The 18,658-nt window shown below is 61.7% G+C and carries 15 protein-coding genes; all 15 read right to left on the bottom strand.

The features are described from left to right. Positions 1-223 precede the first annotated feature (223 nt). The 15 genes from ftsZ to IP85_RS21360 all read right to left on the bottom strand — a co-directional run bounded on the left by ftsZ (position 224) and on the right by IP85_RS21360 (position 18,658). Positions 224-1,972 carry a cell division protein FtsZ gene (ftsZ, locus tag IP85_RS21430; RefSeq protein WP_054151758.1) on the bottom strand — a complete coding sequence of 583 codons (1,749 nt, stop codon included), beginning with the start codon at positions 1,970-1,972 and terminating at the stop codon, positions 224-226. Between the two features lie 96 nt (positions 1,973-2,068). After that, complete coding sequence (gene ftsA / locus IP85_RS21425; RefSeq protein WP_054151683.1) at positions 2,069-3,400, bottom strand: cell division protein FtsA; 1,332 nt, start codon at positions 3,398-3,400, stop codon at positions 2,069-2,071. Beyond that, positions 3,397-4,320, bottom strand: coding sequence for a cell division protein FtsQ/DivIB (locus IP85_RS21420; RefSeq protein WP_156323042.1), 924 nt, complete (start codon positions 4,318-4,320; stop codon positions 3,397-3,399). Before IP85_RS21420 ends, ftsA begins: the two co-directional genes overlap by 4 nt. Next, positions 4,317-5,243, bottom strand: coding sequence for a D-alanine--D-alanine ligase (locus IP85_RS21415; protein ID WP_054151681.1), 927 nt, complete (start codon positions 5,241-5,243; stop codon positions 4,317-4,319). Before IP85_RS21415 ends, IP85_RS21420 begins: the two co-directional genes overlap by 4 nt. Before the next feature lie 205 nt (positions 5,244-5,448). Continuing rightward, the gene (locus IP85_RS21410) at positions 5,449-6,303 is read right to left on the bottom strand and encodes a GGDEF domain-containing protein (RefSeq protein WP_054151680.1); all 855 of its coding nucleotides are present in this window, start codon (positions 6,301-6,303) and stop codon (positions 5,449-5,451) included. A 69-nt stretch (positions 6,304-6,372) separates the two neighbouring features. Further along, entirely contained in the window at positions 6,373-7,347 is a 975-nt protein-coding gene (gene murB, locus IP85_RS21405) for a UDP-N-acetylmuramate dehydrogenase (protein ID WP_054151679.1), read from the bottom strand. After that, entirely contained in the window at positions 7,348-8,760 is a 1,413-nt protein-coding gene (murC, locus tag IP85_RS21400) for a UDP-N-acetylmuramate--L-alanine ligase (protein ID WP_054151678.1), read from the bottom strand. Next, positions 8,757-9,878, bottom strand: coding sequence for an undecaprenyldiphospho-muramoylpentapeptide beta-N-acetylglucosaminyltransferase (gene murG, locus IP85_RS21395; RefSeq protein ID WP_054151677.1), 1,122 nt, complete (start codon positions 9,876-9,878; stop codon positions 8,757-8,759). The genes murC and murG overlap by 4 nt, the downstream gene beginning before the upstream one ends. Before the next feature lie 6 nt (positions 9,879-9,884). Continuing rightward, positions 9,885-11,039, bottom strand: a complete 1,155-nt coding sequence (gene ftsW, locus IP85_RS21390) for a putative lipid II flippase FtsW (protein WP_054151676.1) — start codon at positions 11,037-11,039, stop codon at positions 9,885-9,887. A 1-nt stretch (position 11,040) separates the two neighbouring features. After that, on the bottom strand, positions 11,041-12,450 hold the full coding sequence (murD, locus tag IP85_RS21385; RefSeq protein WP_054151675.1) for a UDP-N-acetylmuramoyl-L-alanine--D-glutamate ligase: 1,410 nt from the start codon (positions 12,448-12,450) through the stop codon (positions 11,041-11,043). A gap of 7 nt (positions 12,451-12,457) precedes the next feature. After that, positions 12,458-13,558, bottom strand: a complete 1,101-nt coding sequence (mraY, locus tag IP85_RS21380) for a phospho-N-acetylmuramoyl-pentapeptide-transferase (protein ID WP_006725936.1) — start codon at positions 13,556-13,558, stop codon at positions 12,458-12,460. 24 nt (positions 13,559-13,582) lie between these two features. After that, positions 13,583-15,016, bottom strand: a complete 1,434-nt coding sequence (locus tag IP85_RS21375; RefSeq protein WP_054151674.1) for a UDP-N-acetylmuramoylalanyl-D-glutamyl-2,6-diaminopimelate--D-alanyl-D-alanine ligase — start codon at positions 15,014-15,016, stop codon at positions 13,583-13,585. Then, positions 15,013-16,467 carry a UDP-N-acetylmuramoyl-L-alanyl-D-glutamate--2,6-diaminopimelate ligase gene (locus IP85_RS21370; protein ID WP_054151673.1) on the bottom strand — a complete coding sequence of 485 codons (1,455 nt, stop codon included), beginning with the start codon at positions 16,465-16,467 and terminating at the stop codon, positions 15,013-15,015. The genes IP85_RS21375 and IP85_RS21370 overlap by 4 nt, the downstream gene beginning before the upstream one ends. 59 nt (positions 16,468-16,526) lie before the next feature. Then, positions 16,527-18,272 carry a penicillin-binding protein 2 gene (locus IP85_RS21365; protein WP_054151672.1) on the bottom strand — a complete coding sequence of 582 codons (1,746 nt, stop codon included), beginning with the start codon at positions 18,270-18,272 and terminating at the stop codon, positions 16,527-16,529. Further along, the gene (locus IP85_RS21360; protein ID WP_054151671.1) at positions 18,272-18,658 is read right to left on the bottom strand and encodes a hypothetical protein; all 387 of its coding nucleotides are present in this window, start codon (positions 18,656-18,658) and stop codon (positions 18,272-18,274) included. The genes IP85_RS21365 and IP85_RS21360 overlap by 1 nt, the downstream gene beginning before the upstream one ends.

Below are 18,658 nucleotides of genomic sequence, written 5' to 3'. Positions count from 1 at the left end.
GTTTGCTTCCCGTCGCAATCTCTTGTCAAAGGGCTGATAGGCCCTGTGTTCGATCACATACATACGTGTGACCGGGACGTGAGCCAAATCACTGATTCTTTCGCTTTGTAACGAAGGCAGTCCCTTGATTATCCTCAAGAATTCGACGTGTTGTCACAAAGTGTGAGACGCAAAAAACCCGGGCCTCTCGACCCGGGTCTCTCGAAGGTGAGTCGTGCTTTCCTTAGCTCGTCTGGCGACGCAGGAAAGCAGGGATTTCAAGCTGATCGTCTTCGCTGGTGGCGCGTGCCGGCGTGGCACGGCCCTGATCGTCGAGCTGGCCACGACGCGGAGCGTAGAGGCTGGCTTCGGCCGACAGCGGACGACGCTGCTGCGACGGAGCAGCCGGCGCAGAACCGGTCATGTCACCCATGACAGTCTCTTCGTCAGCCTGACGACCGAGCGAATTGGTTATCCGCTTTAAGAGACCCATCGGGCCGCGCTCGTCCTGGGCAGCGGGTGCTGCCGGCTGGGCGCGGTGGTCGATCTCGGCGCGCAGCACCGGCGGGAAGTCTTCCACCTTCGGCATGCGGACGGGCTCAGCTGCCATGCGCGGCTCTGTCATGACAGGTGCCGGAGCGACCGGCGCCTGCATGACCGGAGCGGGCTGCTGCACCACCGGTGCCGGCTGGCTCATGACGGGAGCCGGAGCAACCGGCTGGACCATCTGCGGAGCGGGAGCTGCTTCCGGAGCCGGCGAAGCGAACAGGCGGCTTGCCGGACGGAATTCCTGCTGCGAAGCGGGCTGCGGCTGGCTCATGATCGGCTGGCGGGCAGTTGCGATTTCGAGTTCACGTTCCATGGCTGCTTCAGCCGAACGAATGGTGTCTGCGACCGGATCCATGGTCGGCTTGGGGGCCTGCGTCATTGCAGGCTGATATGCGGCCGGTGCCGGAGCAACGGCCGCGGAGGGACGCATAGGGGGCTTTGCCAGCGGAGCGGCTTCGAAGCCCTTGGAGGCAAGTGCTGCACGGTCGATACCAGTGGCAACGACAGACACGCGGATGATGCCTTCGAGCGCTTCGTCGAAGGTGGCACCGAGGATGATGTTGGCGTCCGGGTCGACTTCTTCGCGAATACGGGTCGCGGCTTCATCGACTTCGAACAGGGTCAGATCACGACCGCCGGTGATCGAGATCAACAGGCCCTGAGCGCCCTTCATCGAAGTTTCGTCGAGCAGCGGGTTGGCAATGGCGGCTTCGGCAGCCTGCATTGCGCGGCCTTCACCCGATGCTTCGCCGGTGCCCATCATCGCGCGGCCCATCTCGCGCATCACGGAGCGAACGTCCGCGAAGTCGAGGTTGATCAGGCCTTCCTTGACCATCAGGTCGGTGATGCAGGCAACGCCGGAATAGAGCACCTGGTCGGCCATCGCGAAGGCGTCGGCGAAGGTGGTGCGATCGTTGGCAATGCGGAACAGGTTCTGGTTCGGGATGACGATCAGCGTGTCGACCGACTTCTGCAGTTCCTCGATGCCGGATTCGGCAAGCCGCATGCGGCGCGCGCCTTCAAAGTGGAACGGCTTGGTGACGACGCCGACGGTCAGGATACCCTTGTTGCGGGCAGCCTGGGCGACAACCGGAGCGGCACCGGTACCGGTACCACCGCCCATGCCGGCGGTGACGAAGCACATGTGGGTACCATTGAGATGGTCGATGATCTCGTCGATGCATTCTTCAGCGGCAGCGCGACCGACTTCCGGCTGCGATCCTGCGCCGAGACCCTCGGTGACATTGACGCCGAGCTGGATGATGCGCTCGGCCTTGGTCATGGTCAGCGCCTGGGCATCCGTGTTGGCAACGACGAAATCGACGCCCTGCAGACCAGCGGTGATCATGTTGTTGACGGCGTTGCCGCCACCGCCACCGACACCGAAGACGGTGATGCGGGGCTTCAGCTCAGTAATATCTGGCTTCTGCAGCTTGATGGTCATGGTACCCGTTCCTTCTTTTTCCGGCCGCATCGCCAAGCCGGCCATGTCATTTCAACAGATTTCCCTTGGCCGAACCTTGTGTCCGGCCGGGTAAACTCAAAAACTCTCTTTCAGCCATTGGCCCATGCGGGCGAAGCGGCTGTTTCCGTTGCCGAAGGGCGAGAACAACCCGCCCTGCCCGGCATGTGTTTCCTGATCCGCCATCTGCGGATAGATCGTCAGCCCGACGGCCGTCGAGAAGGCCGGTCCCTTGGCCGCGGCCGGGAGGCCGGAGACACCCATCGGACGACCGATACGCACGTTACGGGCCAGAATGCGGCGCGCCGCTTCCGGCATGCCGGTGAGCTGGCAGGCACCACCGGTCAGAACCACGCGCTTGCCAACCACCGGCGAGAAGCCCGACTTCTGAATCCGGTCGCGCAGCATCTCGAGGGTTTCCTCGATCCGCGCGCTGATGATCCGGGTCACAAGTGCCTTCGATACCTGGGTCGGCTGATCACGATCGTCTTCGCCGATCGGCGGCACGGACACGACCTCGCGATCGTCGGCGCCGTTGGCGACAGCCGAACCGTGAACGACCTTAAGACGTTCTGCATCCTCGATACGGGTCGAAAGCCCGCGCGCCAGATCGGTCGTCACATGGTGACCACCAATCCCGATGGCGTCCGTATGGATCAGCTTGCCTTCGGCGAAGACAGAGATGGTGGTCATGCCACCGCCCATGTCGATCGCCGCGCAACCGAGCTCCACTTCGTCGTCGACCAGGGCCGCAAGGCCGCTGGCATAAGGCGTGGCGACCACACCCTCGACGGTCAGATGGGCCCTGTTGATGCAAAGCTCCAGATTGCGAAGCGCTGCACGTTCGGCCGTGACCACATGCATGTCGACGCCGAGAACGTCGCCATACATTCCAAGTGGATCACGGATTCCCCGCTCTCCGTCAAGAGAAAAGCCTGTCGGCAGCGAATGCAGGACGGCACGGTCATTGCCCTGGGACTGCTGACCGGCAGCGATCAGCACCTTGCGCAGATCGCCGGATTCGACTTCCTGCCCACCGAGATCGATGGACGCGGTGTAGACGTCGGAACCGATGCGACCGGCAGAAACGTTGACAATCAGGCTCTCAACAGTGAGGCCTGCCATGCGCTCGGCAGCATCGACGGCCAAGCGCACGACATTTTCAACGGCGTCCAGATCGGCAATCACGCCGGACTTGATGCCGTGCGAGCGCTGATGACCGAGACCGATGACCTCAACATTGTGCGTACGACCCGGCAGGACAGCAGACTCGCGGCGCGGTGTGAGGCGCGCGATGATGCAAACCACCTTGGTCGAGCCGATATCGAGCACCGAAACGACATGCGCCCGCTTCGACGAAAGCGGCTTGGTGCGCGGAAAACCAAAGGAAGAGCCACCGAAGATGCTCATATCTTCTGCTCCAGTTTCTTCAGAGCCTTGCGACGCTCTTCGAGGGCAACCGTACGGCGCTCCTGCGCGCCGACGGTCAGCCGAACGGCGACACGATCGGGCAGACGCAGATCAACGACGGCGACGTCGCGCGACAGAACCTGCTGCTCGGCGTCAAAGCGATTTAGCAGTGCGAGAGCACCCGGGACGTTCTCTTCCGGCAGACGAACGACAATTCCGTTTTCCAGGTGAACATCCCAGCGACGACCACCAACACGCACGAATGCCTTCACCCGCGAAGCAATTGCCGGCCACCGGGAGAACTCCTCATCGATGGCTGCAGCTGCGGTTTCGGCATCGCGACCGACGAAGAGCGGAAGCGAAGCGAACTTGTTGTCACGCAGCGGCGCGATCACCGAACCAGAGCGCTCGATAAGCGAGAGATCATTACCGTGCTGCCAGATGCCATAGGCCTGACGCTCACGCAGAACAACTTCGACGGTCGACGGATAGACCTTGCGGACCTCGGCCGATTCGACCCAGGGAAGCTCGGAGAGCGCCTGGCGCGCAGCAGCAATGTCGAGGCCGAGCAGGCTGGTCGATCCATCAAGACCGAGCAGCTGCAGGATATCGATTTCCGACGTATGCTGATTGCCGGAGACCCGAACATCTTCGACCGCAAAACCAGCCGACGCCGTAACGGTCTGCATGACGATCGGGCCGTGGCCACCGACCACAGTTCCATGCAGACTGACCAAACCATAGAACGCCACCAGACTGACCTTACCGAGATGGCGCGGCAGCGCGATACGGCCCGAGCACAAGGCAAGCACAAATCGCACCAGGCGGCGCAGCGGACGCGGCAGCACCTTCGTCTCACCCGACGCAATCGGCGCAGCCGGATACACGCCGGACCCACCCACCAATTTGTTGCCGCTCAACGAGAACAAGAAGCGTCCTCCACCATCCAACGTACGAATTCACCAAAGCTGTAGCCCGCAAGGGCAGCCATTTCAGGCAGCAACGAAGTGGGGGTCATGCCCGGCTGGTTGTTAAGCTCCAGCCAAATCAGATCACCATCCTCGGAGAAGCGATCGTCATAGCGGAAGTCGGACCGACTCACTCCGCGACACCCGAGCGCCTGATGTGCCTTCAGCGCTAATGATTGTATTTTTTGGTAAATTTTCGGTGAAATTTGCGCAGGAAGCACGTGCTCCGAACCACCCGCCGCATACTTGGAGTCGTAATCGTAGAAGCTGTTGCCGAGCGGCACGATCTCGGTGACGCCGAGCACCTTGCCATCCATCACGCCGCACGTCAGTTCGCGACCCGCCACATAACGCTCGACCATCACGAGATCGCCGTAACGCCATTCACTTGACGTCAGGATCTGCGGCGGGTGCGCCATGTCCTCACGGACGATGACGACACCGAAGCTCGACCCCTCACGAACCGGCTTCACGACATAGGGCGGCGCCATTGGATGCGTATTGCCGACGTCGAAGCGGTTGATGACCATGGCTTCGGCGACAGGAATACCGGCCTGGGCAGCCACGATCTTCGCCTGCTTTTTGTCCATGGCAAGCGCCGACGCAAGCACGCCGGAATGGGTGTAGGGGATTTCGAGATATTCAAGCACGCCCTGAATGGTGCCATCTTCGCCATAGGGACCATGCAGCGCATTGAAGGCGACATCCGGCTTCAGATCTTCGAGAACACGACCGATATCGCGACCGACATCAACGCGCGTGACCTTGAAGCCCTCACCCTCGAGAGCCGAAGCGCAGGCGTTGCCAGAGGACAAGCTCACAGGCCGCTCGGAGGACAATCCACCCATCAAAACCGCGACATGCTTGCCACTCATCTACGCCTCGCAAAATCTAAAATTCGACCGGCAATCGCACCGACTGATCCGGCTTTGTCAGATCAGTTGAACAACATTAAGGTTAATGAACCGTTTACTTTCGTTAATTTGGTCGCGAAAGCGCCTGCCCTGCAAGCCAAACAAAGACTTGAGGTTATCGGACGAAGCCGATGAAAAGACAGAGAAAGTTAACGGATGAGATTAATCAGGCGCTGAGCCGCGACAGGTTCACGGCGGATTGACCATCGTCAGAAACCGGAGCCGCGAAAGGTGCCACAGGGACATCTTTCGCATGCACGATTCGGTTCCGCCCGCTGGCCTTGGCGAGATAAAGGGCGCGGTCGGCGCCTGAAAACAGCTCGCTGAAGCCGAGTTCGGCGACGCCGTCGGAGACCCCGGCAGACACGGAAATCGAAACAGGCCGCCCTGAAATTTCCAAACCCATGCCTTCGACAGATGCGCGGATCGCTTCGGCGATCTCCATCGCTCGCTCCGTCCCCTGCCCGATCAAGAGGACGGCAAACTCCTCGCCGCCGATGCGGGCAATGGCCTCATCCGGGCCGAGGACATTCGTCAGGCAGTTCGCCGTTTGCACGATGACGTCGTCACCCGCTTTGTGACCGAGAGTGTCATTGACCAACTTGAAACGATCGATATCGAGCAGGATCAGAGCCACCGGCCCACGCGCGGCCTCGAACGTGTCGAGGAATGCCCGACGATTCATCAGACCGGACAGCATGTCGGTTCGGCTCAATGTCTCGAAACGCTGGCGCGATACGCCAAGGTCATAGATTGCAAGGCCGACAACCGAATAGGCAATCACGGCGACGATGAAGGAGACGGGCGGCGTCAGCATGGTCGCGACGACCAGCGCCGGCCCCAGAGGATATGGCAGAAGCCCGAGACCGACGAGAATGAAGTGACTGAGGACGTTGAGGCCGTAGGCAAACACGGCGATCTTGGCTGCCATGGCAACGGCCTTCCACAGCACCGCCTGCCGCGAGGAAAACTCGCCAAGCGTGAGCTGCCGGATTACCCAGACATGCACCAGATCAAACATGAAACTCCCCGAACCTTCGGGGAGCTTAACCGAGCGACGTTAAAACTTCGTAGGAAAGAGGTCGAAGGCTTAGGCCTCGGCGACGCCCATGAACGGCTTCACTTCGCGACCGGGCATGAAAATGCCGAGGCGTTTGATTTCCCATTCAAGCTTGATGCCTGCGGTCTCGAAAACCCGCTGGCGAACGGTCTCGCCGAGATATTCGAGATCGTAACCCGTCGCATGGCCGACATTGATCATGAAATTGCAGTGCAGCGACGACATCTGCGCCCCGCCGATCATCAGACCGCGGCAGCCTGCCTCGTCGATCAACTCCCAGGCCGAATGGCCCTCGGGGTTCTTGAACGTCGAGCCACCGGTCTTTTCCTTGACCGGCTGTACCGTCTCGCGATGGTGACGAACCGCATCCATGTCTGCGCGGATCTTCGCCTTCTCTTCCGGATAGCCTTCGAAGAGCGCGCTGGTAAAGATCAGGCCTTCGGACGCGGCCGAATGGCGATAGCTGTAGCCCATGTCGGCATTCGACAGGACATGCACATTGCCCTTGCGATCGACGGCCTCGACCTCGATCAACCGGCCGGCCGTGTCACCGCCATTGGCACCCGCATTCATGCGGATGGCGCCACCGATCGAACCGGGAATGCCGTAGTAGAAGTGGAAACCGCCGATATTGTTGTCCATCGCCATGGCGGCGATGTGCTTGTCCGGGCAGATCGCTCCGGCACGGATGCGGTTCTCGCCGGCCAGCTCCACCTGTCCAAAACCCTTGGCAGACAGGCGAACAACAACACCGGGAATGCCACCATCGCGCACCAGAAGGTTCGATCCGACGCCGATTACGGTCAGCGGCACCTCTTCCGGCAAAAGCTTCAGGAAACTGGTGAGGTCCTCGACGTCATGCGGCTGGAACATCAGCTCCGCCAGCCCGCCGGCCTGGAACCAGGTCACCCGGTCCATTGGCGCATCAGGCGTCAACCGCCCCTTGAGATCGTTGACCCCCGGGCCGAGCGACGCCAGAAGCTTTTCCCCATCCACCTGTTTCATTCAAGACTTTCCCGCAATTGCATCTAGTTCCGTCGGCAAGGCAGCAGCCCACTGGGTAATGTTGCCGGCCCCCAACAGGACCACGAAATCACCCGGTTGTGCAATGCCTGCAACGAGAGAGGCGAGCTGATCCGGCGCGGCCAAGTAACGCGCGTCGCGATGACCGCCTGACTTGATGCGCGATACCAGCGTTTCTGAATCGATACCCTCAATCGGATCCTCACCGGCCGCATAGACCGGCGAGAGGAAGATCGTGTCGGCATCGTTGAAGCAGTTGGCGAAATCATCGAAGAGGCTGGCAAGGCGCGAATAGCGATGCGGCTGATGCACCGCAATGATCCGCCCCTGGCAGGCTTCGCGGGCCGCTCTGAGCACCGCCTTGATCTCCACCGGGTGGTGGCCGTAATCGTCGAACACCTGCACGCCATTCGATACGCCCGTCAGCGTGAAGCGCCGCTTGACGCCGCCGAAGCCGGCAAGTCCCTTGCGGATACTCTCTTCCGAAATGTCGAGCCGGTTCGCGACAGCAATTGCGGCGCAGGCATTGGAGATATTGTGCCGGCCCGGCATTGGCAGCACCAGATCCTTGAAATTGAAAACCCGGCCGGTACGACGACGGCGGATCTCCACATCGAAGATCGAACGGATGCCGTCGAGGCGCACATTCGAGAAGCGCACATCGGCCTGCGGGTTCTCGCCATAAGTTATGACCTTGCGGTCCTCGATCTTGCTCACCAGCGCCTGAACTTCCGGATGATCGAGGCACATCACCCCGAAGCCATAGAACGGGACGTTCTCGACAAACTGGCGGAAAGCCGCCCGCGCATTGTCAAAGGTGCCGTAATGGTCGAGATGTTCAGGGTCGATATTGGTGACAACAGCGACATCGGCCGGAAGCTTCAGGAAGGTACCATCGGACTCATCAGCCTCGACCACCATCCACTCACCCTCACCCATGCGGGCATTGGTGCCATAGGCATTGATGATGCCGCCATTGATAACGGTCGGGTCGAGATTGCCTGCTTCCAAGAGTGCAGCAACCATCGAGGTCGTCGTCGTCTTGCCATGCGTGCCACCGATCGCGATCGCGTTGCGGAAGCGCATGAGCTCGGCGAGCATTTCGGCACGGCGGACAATCGGCAACAGCTTCTCGCGAGCGGCAATCAGTTCCGGATTGTTCTTCTTGATCGCGGTCGAGACGACGACGACTTCGGCATCACCGAGGTTCTCGGCCGTGTGACCGACGAAAACTTCGATGCCCTTGGCGCGCAGCCGCTGGACGTTGGCACTCTCGGCCTGGTCCGACCCTTGCACCTTGTGACCGAGATTGTGCAGCACCTCGGCAATCCCGCTCATCCCGATGCCGCCGATCCCGATGAAATGGACGAGGCCGATGGTTTTCGGCATTTTCATTGTGTGGCTCCCTTCGACTGGGCAATGCCCTTGCCGGCGGCAATAGCCTCTACGAGGTCTGCGAGCAAGCCGGCAGCGTCGGGCTTGCCCGTGCTTTTCGCGGCGGCCGCCATGGTTGCGAGCCGCTCCGGGCCCTCCATCGCTGTCGTCAGAAGGTCAGCAATGCGCTCGGCAGAAAGCGCCGACTGGGCGATCACCTGCGCGCCGCCCTGCGCCGCGAGTGCTGCGGCATTCGCGGCCTGGTCATGGTCGAGTGCATGCGGATAGGGAACAAGCACGCTCGGGCGACCGATCACCGCGAGTTCGGAGACCGTAGACGCGCCAGAGCGGCAGATCACGAGATGGGCCGTTGCCAGCCGCTCAGCCATGTCGGTAAAGAACGGCGCGACCTCTGCGCGAATGCCAAGCGTCGAATAGCTGTCGATCACCTTCTGCCGGTCTTCGGGTCGGGCCTGCTGGGTGACCACGAGACGCTGACGCAGCGCATCGGGGAGAAGCCGGATGGCGCCCGGAATGGCGTCGGAGAAGAACTGCGCGCCCTGGCTTCCACCGAAGACCACGAGGTTGAAGGCTTCGCCAGTGGCGGACGCGACATAGGGCTGGGCCGCGGCCGCGATGACGGCCGGCCTTACCGGATTGCCGGTGAGCACCATCTTGGACTTGTGTTCGCCGTCAGGTGACAGAAATCCACCAGCGATCGCCCGCACTCGCGAGGCAAGCAGCTTGTTTGCCCGTCCCATCACGGCATTCTGCTCATGCACCGCCGTCGGAACGCCGAGACCGGAGGCCGCGAAAAGTGGCGGCACGGTCGGGTATCCGCCGAAGCCGATGACGGCCTTCGGCTTCAGGCGGGACACCAGGGCTCGCGCCTCGCGATAACCGCGCCCCAGCGAGAGAAACGCCTTGACCACGGCGACCGGGTTCTTCGAACCGATCGTCGCAGACGAAACGGTGTGGATCTCATCGGCCGGGAAGCTTCCAGCGTAACGTTCGGCACGCCGGTCGGTCACCAGATGCACGCCATAGCCGCGCGCCTTCAATTCATGCGCCAGCGCTTCGGCCGGAAAGAGATGGCCGCCGGTTCCCCCGGCGGCGAGAAAGACGATACCCTTGGTCATTACGCTTTACTCCGCAGGCACGCCCGCGACCGAACGGAACAGGCTGCGCTCCTGGGCGCGCTTTTCCGGACGGCGGCGGGTCAGCGCCAGGATGAAGCCGGCCGTGACACAGATCGCCGTCATCGACGATCCGCCATAGGAGATGAGCGGCAGCGTCATGCCCTTGGCCGGCAGAAGTTCGAGATTGACGCCGATATTGATCATCGACTGGACGCCGAGGAGCAGAACGAGACCGGACACGGCGAGACGGTTGAAGTCGTTGCGCTCCTTGTAGGCATGGCTGAGGCCGCGCAGAACAAGAAAGGCGAAGATCGCGACCAGCGCCATGCAGAAGACGATGCCGAATTCTTCCGCAGCGACCGAGAAGATGAAGTCGGTATGGCTGTCGGGAATGATGCGCTTGACGATACCCTCGCCCGGCCCCTGGCCAAACCAGTCGCCACGAATGATCGCTTCGCGGGCGGTATCGACCTGGAACGTATCACCCTCGCCGGTCAGAAACCGGTCTATTCGTCCGGCGACGTGCGGCAGCGTCAGATAGGCCCCGAAGAAGCCTGCACCACCGAGTACGCCGAGCACGACGATCCAGAGCCAGGGCATGCCGGCCATGAAGAACATCGCCCCCCATACGCTGCCAATCAGGATGGTCTGCCCGAGGTCAGGCTGGGCGATCAGGAGGGCTGCGGCAATTCCGAAGAGCAGAATGGCAAAGAGATTGCCCGGGATCTCAGGCTGGCGCGCATGTTCGGCAAACAACCAGGCGCAGATCACGACAAAGGCCGGCTTCATGAATTCCGACGGCTGGATCGACATGGAGCCCAAAGACAGCCAGCGGCGGCCGCCCTTGACCTCGAGACCGATGAAAAGCACCAGCACCATCATGATGAGCGAGGCCGCAAGGATCAGCATGGCCATCCGCCTGACCTGTCGTGGCGACAGGAAGGACAGTCCAATCATCACCCCGAGTGCCGGCAGCATGAAAAAGGCATGACGCTTGACGAAGTGGAAGCTGTCGAGATTGAGACGTTCGGCAACCGCCGGTGAGGCCGCAAAGGAGAGCATCAGCCCGATCCCCATCAGGAGAACGAAGGTGATCAGGAACAGACGGTCGATCGTCCAGAACCAGTCTGCGACAGGTCCTCTCTCTACGCGGCTTACCATCTCATTTGCCTCCTGTCGGCAGGTCGATCAGCATCGTCACTCCGTCCAGATCTGCGACATGCGAAACGAAGGCATCGCCGCGGACCTCGAAATTCTTGTACTGGTCGAAGCTTGCGCAAGCCGGTGAGAGCATCACGGCCGAAGCTTCGCCATCCCGATCGGCATCATCAGCGGCATGCGCCAAGGCGCGCTCGAGGTGGTCCGAGATCTCGTAGGCCACGCGGTCGCCGAGCTGTGCCGCAAAGGCGGAAGCAGCCTCGCCGATCAGATAGGCCTTCACGATGCGCGGGAAGAGTGGTGCGAGGCTTGCGATGCCGCCTTCCTTGGGCAGACCGCCGGCAATCCAGTAGATCCGCTCATAGCTGGAAAGGGCGGGTGCTGCAGCATCCGCATTGGTCGCCTTGCTGTCGTTGACGAAAACTACGTGACGTCGCCGCCCGACCGGCTGCATGCGATGCTTGAGGCCCGGGAAGCTCTGCAGGCCCTTGCGGATCTCGTCTTCCGAGACGCCTGCTGCCAGGCAGGCCGCGATGGCGGCGCAGGCATTCTGGGCATTGTGGCTGCCGCGCAGCGTCTGGATCCCATCGAGATCGACCAGAGGAGCAGATGCTCCGTTCTCGGCCCGCATGATGCGCGAGCCTTCGGCATAGAGGCCATCGGCGAGTGGCTGCCGCTTCGAGATCCGGATGACCTTGGTCCCGGCACGTTCGACACGATCGCCGATCAGCTCGCAATAGCTGTCATCGGTCCCGACGATCGCTGTCTTCGCCCCGGCGACAAGACGCTCTTTCACCTCGGCATAATGCTGCATCGTGCCGTGGCGATCGAGATGATCGGGCGTCAGGTTGAGCAGGATGCCAGCGGTCGGGTTGAGCGTCGGGGCAAGGTCGATCTGATAGGACGAGCATTCAACGACGAAGAAGCGGCCATCCTTCGGCGGATCGAGCGTCAGAACCGCACGGCCGATATTACCGCCAAGCTGGGTGTCGCGGCCACTCGCCTGAAGAATATGGGCGATGAGAGCGGTGGTCGTCGACTTGCCGTTGGTGCCGGTGATCGCGATGAACGGGCAATCCGGCGCCTGAGCCCGCCGTTCCCGCACGAAGATCTCGACATCGCCGATGATCTCCACGCCGGCATTGCGGGCAAAACCGACCGTCCAATGTGGCTTCGGGTGGGTGAGCGGCACGCCGGGCGAGAGCACGAAGGATGCGACTGACGACCAGTCGATCTCGCGCAAGTCCCGGGTCGATACGCCTTCGGCTTCAGCCCGCGCAACGCTGTCGGGATTGTCGTCCCAGGCAATGACATTTGCGCCACCGGCCTGAAGAGCCTTCGCCGTGGCGAGACCCGATCCGCCGAGCCCGAACAGCGCGACGGTCTTGCCCTTGAAGGTGTTGGCCGCGATCATCGCCGCCTCACCGCAGCTTCAGCGTCGAAAGGCCGAGCATGGCCAAGCCGACCGCAATAATCCAGAAGCGGATGACCACCTGGCTCTCGGTCCAGCCGAGCTTTTCGAAATGATGGTGGATCGGCGCCATGAGGAAGACGCGCCTGCCCGTCAGCTTGAAGTAACCGACCTGGATGATCACCGAAAGCGTTTCCATGACGAAGAGGCCCCCGATGATCGCCATGACGATCTCATGCTTGGTAGCAACAGCGACGGAGCCGATCAGGCCACCAAGGGCAAGCGAACCCGTATCTCCCATGAAAATGGCAGCCGGTGGGGCGTTGAACCACAGGAAACCGAGCCCTGCACCAATGACGGCGCCCAGCACCACCGCAAGTTCGCCCGTGCCCGGCGTAAAATTGATCTGCAGATAGTTGGAGAACACCGCATTGCCGGCGAGATAGGCGATCACGCCGAAGGAGGCAGCAGCGATCATCACAGGCACGATGGCAAGACCGTCGAGACCGTCCGTCAGGTTGACCGCATTGCCGGCGCCGACGATGACGAAGCCACCGAACAGCACGAAGAAGATCCCGAGATCGATCAGGAAGTCCTTGAAGAAGGGAAAGGCGATCGAGGATCCGAAGGTTGAGCCTTGAGGCCCGGAACTCAGCGCCGTCGACATCATGAAGTAGACGGCGATGCCCGCAATCACGAATTCGATGCCGAGGCGCGCCTTGCCGGAGAAGCCCTTCTCCGTCTGCTTCGTGACTTTGAGATAGTCGTCATAGAAGCCGATTGCGCCAAAGCCGAGCGTCACCAGCAGCGTAGCGACGACATAGACGTTGGAGAGATCGGCCCAGAGCAGTGACGACACCACGATGCCGGCCAGGATCATCAACCCGCCCATCGTCGGCGTTCCCGCCTTCTTGAAATGGGTTTGTGGTCCGTCGGCGCGGATAGGCTGTCCCTTACCCTGGCGCACGCGCAGGGACGAGATGATGGCCGGGCCGAACAGGAAAACCACCAGCGCCGAGGTGAAGAGAGCAGCCCCGGTGCGGAAGGTGATGTAACGGAAGAGATTGAAAAACTGAAGGTTATCCGCCAGTTCCACAAGCCAGATCAGCATTGGAGCCCTTTCCAAAAGCCCGGATTAAAAGTGGCGCTCCGTGTCGGTGAATGCCGGATGCTTGTCAAGCAGGGCCGAAACGATCTTGCCGAAACCGATGCCGAGAGAAGATTTGACCATCACGACATCGCCCGCGCGGACCTCGGCGCTGACGAAATTCGCGAGCTCCTGCGTGGTTTCGAGATAGACGACGTGAACCGTTTCCGGCAGGGCGTCGCGCAGCGCCACCATTTCCGGGCCTGCGAGCCAGACATGTTCGATCCCGGCGGCCAGCAGAGGACCTGCGAGCTCCGCATGAACGGAGGGCGCGAATTCGCCCATCTCCAACATGTCGCCGAGCACGGCGATCCGCCGCCCCTCGCCTGTCGGCTGGGAAGAGGCAAGCACGGCAATGGCGGCCCGCATCGACGCGGGGTTGGCATTGTAGCTCTCGTCGATCAGCGTCAGGATGCCATCGGGCATCTGCAGCCTGTGGCGTTCACCGCGCCCCTTGACCGGAGCGAGGTTTTCCAGGGCTTCGATTGCGGCATCAATGTCCGCACCAACCAGCGATACGGCCGCAAGAACTGCCATGGCATTTTCTGCGAGATGCCGGCCCGGCGCTCCGATCGTCACTTCACGCGTCTCGCCACCGAAGGACACCCAGACGGTGGAAAGCTCGGCAGCACCATCGAATTCCGCCAGCCGGAACTCAGCCTTGGCATGCTGACCGAAGCTGTGGATGTTTTCGACACCCTGGGCGAGCGCCGCCTGCTCAAGGCGTTCGTAGTAGGGATTGTCGCGGTTGAGGATCGCATCCCCACCATTGACGACACCCTCGAAGATCTCGGCCTTGGCGTCCGCGATCTCGTCAACGCTGGCGAAATTGCCGAGATGTGCCGGCGCGATCGTCGTGATGACCGCCACGTCCGGACGCACCATGCGAGACAGCGGCCCGATCTCGCCGGAATGATTCATGCCCAGCTCGAACACGCCGTAACGGGTGTCGATCGGCATGCGGGCGAGCGTCAGCGGCACGCCCCAATGGTTATTGAAGGACGCGACGGAGGCATGCACCTTGCCGGATGGCGCAAGTGTTACGCGCAGCATCTCCTTGGTCGTCGTCTTGCCGACGGAGCCGGTGACAGCAATGACGGTCGCAGGCGTGCGATCGCGGGCGGCCATGCCGAGCTTCTGCAGGCCGACGAGAACGTCTTCGACCACGATCATCGGGATAGTCAGCCGACCGAGCGCCGGCAGCTTGGCCTCGCTGACGACGAGCAGGGCAGCCCCGTTGGCGATGGCGATACTGGCATAGTTATGACCATCGACGCGGTCGCCCTTGATGGCGAAGAATGCTTCGCCAGGCGTAATCGTCCGACTGTCGATCGAAATGCCGGTCACACCTTCCGGCAGATTGCCGAAAGGCCGGCCGCCCATGGCGACAACCATTTCACGCGCGGTCCAAAGCAATGTCAACGGTCGAACTCCCCCAAGGCTTTGCGGACTTCCTGGTGGTCCGAGAACGGATGCGTCTCGGAACCGACGGTCTGTCCTTCCTCATGCCCCTTGCCCGCCACGATCAGCGTATCGCCCGTGGAGAGCATAGCCACACCGGCGCGAATGGCCTGGGCGCGATCACCGATCTCGATCCCCCTGGGCGTTGCCGCCATGATCTCGGAGCGGATGGTCGCGGGCACTTCCGAGCGCGGATTGTCGTCGGTGACGATGGCGATGTCGGCAAGCCGCGAGGCGATCTCGCCCATGATCGGCCGCTTGCCCTTGTCGCGATCTCCGCCGCAGCCGAATACGACGATCACACGACCGGTCGTAAAGGGACGCACCGAGGTCAGCACGTTTTCCAACGCTTCCGGCTTGTGCGCATAGTCGACATAAGCGAGCGCGCCAGCCTTGGTCTGACCGACCAGTTCGAGACGGCCGGAGGCCCCCTTGAGATGCTCCAGCGCCTTCAGCGCCACGGCCGGGGCAACGCCGGTCGAAATGGCAAGACCGGCTGAAACCAGCGCGTTGGCGATTTGGAAATCGCCGGCAAGCGGAATGTGAACTTCGAAGATTTCGCCCGCATGATGCACTTCGGCGACCTGCTTGTGGCGAAAATGCTCGACCCGCTTCAGGCTGAGGAAATCACCCTTGCGGCCAACCGTGCGCACATCGTGGCCGCAGGCCTTGGCGACCCGGATCGCCTCGTCAGACCAGGCATCATCAGCGAAGATGACTGCAGGGGCGCCCTTCGGCAGCAGCGTTTCGAAGAGCCGCATCTTCGCCGCCATGTAATCTTCCATGGTCGGATGGTAGTCCATGTGGTCACGGCCAAGATTGGTGAAACCCGCGGCCGACAGCACCACGCCGTCGAGACGGCTCTGATCGAGGCCGTGGCTAGACGCTTCCATCGCGGCATGCGTGACGCCCTCATCGGCGAGTTCGCCGAGAAGCGTGTGGAGTGCGAGCGGATCGGGCGTGGTCAGCGAGCCGTAGTCGTTGCGTTTCGGCGAGATGACGCCTGTGGTGCCGATCTGGGCGGCGGCATGGCCGGCCTCGGCCCAGATCTGACGGGTAAAGGAGGCGACGGAAGTCTTTCCCGCCGTGCCGGTCACCGCGACCATCGTCTCAGGCTGGCGCCCGACGAGGCGGGCTGCGGCAAGCGCGAGGAACCGGCGAGGATTATCGACGATGACGACGGGTACAGTGGCGTCGAGCGCATGCGATGCAACAACAGCCACGGCACCCTTTTCGACCGCCTGAGCTACATAGGCCGAACCATCCGCCCTGGAGCCGGACAGAGCGAAGAACACGGTGCCCGGTTCGACCTTGCGGCTATCGGCTGAAAGCCCACGAACCTCTACGCCTGCAGCACCACTGGCTGCCACCTGTTCCCCAAACTCCTCGCCAGCCAGTGCACCCAAAAGCATTTTGCAGTCCATCCTTGAGGGGCAAGTTACGCGAATCGCCCCGCCTGTAGTCGATCTGATCAATAAGAGACGAGCAACGCTGAGCCGTCTTCCCCGTATTTGGGTTCTACACCAAGAATTGCGGCGCTTCTGCGGATGATCTCGCCGACGATGGGTGCGGCGGTAAGACCCGCGGTCCGACCACCACCCTCGCCCGTCTTCGGCGCGTCGATGAAGCTCAGCACCAGATATTTCGGATCATCCATCGGGAAGGCGCCGACATACGAGTTGAAATTCTGATCGTCGGAATAGCGGCCATTGATGACTTTCTCGGCCGTGCCGGTCTTGCCGCCGACATTGAAGCCATCAACAAGCGCAAACTTGCCGGAACCAGCCTTGCCGTTCATCCAGAACAGATGCCGGATATCATCGCTGGTCTGTTTCTTCACCACGACCTGGGCAATCTGATCGGCCTGCTCGCGGTCGCGGGTCAGGAAGGTGGGCGGCAGAAGCTTTCCACCGTTGACCAGCGCCGCGGCTCCAACCGCAGTCTGCAGCGGCGTGGTCGAGACGCCGTGGCCGAAGGAAATGGTGATCGAGTTGATCTGCTTCCATTCCCGCGGCTGCGACGGTGCCTTCACTTCCGGCAGTTCGGTTTCCAGTCTGGTAAGGAGACCCAAGCGTGTCAGGAATTCCTGATGGCCGGCGGTCCCGACGGCTTCGGCCATGCGGGCCGTTCCGATGTTCGAAGAATACTGGAATATCTCAGGCACGGTCAGCACTCGGTGCTTTCCATGGAAATCCTTGATGGTGAACCGGCCGATGCGGATCGGATAACGGGCATCGAAACTGTCATTCATGGTCACTTTGCCCGAATCGAGCGCCATGGCCGTCGTGAACGTCTTGAAGGTCGACCCCATCTCGAAGGTGCCGTTCGTCATCCGGTTCATCCAGCCTTCTTCGGCCCCTTCCTGAGGCCGATTCGGGTCGAAATCGGGAATCGATGACATGGCGACCACTTCACCGGTGTGAACGTCGAGAACCACGGCTCCGGCGGCGATCGCTTCGTATTTTGCAACAGCGTTGACGAGCGCATCACGCAAGATGTTCTGGACACGGATGTCCACCGACAGCCGGACCGGTTCCAGCGGCGCATCGCTGGTCATGCCAAGCGCTCTCAGATCCGCCATGCCCTGATTGTCGATATAGCGTTCCATCCCGGCCATGCCGCGATTGTCGATATTGACGTAGCCGACGATATGCGAGGCAGTCGCGCCGCCCGGATAGAAGCGTCGCTTCTCAGGCCGGAAGCCGATGCCGGGAATGCCGAGCGCCAGGATCTGGCTCTGCTGCTTCGGGGTCAGTTGCCGGCGCAACCACTGGAAACGCGAATTCGACGAAAGCTTGCGATACGTATCCCGGACATCAAGGTCCTTCAGGACGGTCGACAGGCGTTCGACCGCCTCGTCCGCATCGACGATCTTGTGGGGCTCGGCAAACAGCGAGACGGTGCGGATATCGGTGGCAAGGACTTCGCCATTGCGATCGAGAATGTCGGGGCGCGAGGCCATCAGCCGGTCGGCCGGCAGGATGCTGGATACGGTTTCAGGCTGCGCATGACCGTATTGCACGAGACGCCCACCGATCACGGCATAGGCGACGCAAAAGGTCGCGATCATCAGCCCGACGCGGGTCTTGGCCATTTCCGACTTGCGCTTGCCGGTCCCCTTGAAGGTCGCTCCGTTCACGACGGCACCGCCACGCTGCACATCGGTCGAGAAATGCGCCTGGCTCTTCAACAGCATGATTCGCGAAAGAAAGGTCATCAGCGGTCCACCGATCCTGTCGTGATGAGGTCCTTGATGGGATCGGAGGGTGCTGTCGCACTCACGGTTCCCTCTTCGCCTTCCGGCACAGGCACCAAATCCTTGAGCATGGGAAGCTCCATCGGCCGCGCCAGCTGGCTCGGCTCGGTCGGCACAAGCTGCAACTCGGCGGCATAGGCCTGAACCAGGCGTTCAAGCCTGTTCGGCTGGGTGAGCAGTGCCCTATCGGCCTTGAGCAGGTCGATGGTGTCCTTCTCCAGCTTGATCTCGGCCTCGAGGCGACGGACTTCCGCTGCCTTGTTATCCGTGTTGTGCTTGATCTGGTAGGTCACCGTGGCTGCGGCCAGCATGGCTCCGATCATCAGGAAGTCGAAGGTTCTCAGCAC

The sequence above is a fragment of the Rhizobium sp. AAP116 genome (assembly GCF_001295785.1).
Taxonomy (GTDB): domain Bacteria; phylum Pseudomonadota; class Alphaproteobacteria; order Rhizobiales; family Rhizobiaceae; genus Allorhizobium.
This window is presented reverse-complemented; position numbering and strand designations above follow the sequence as displayed.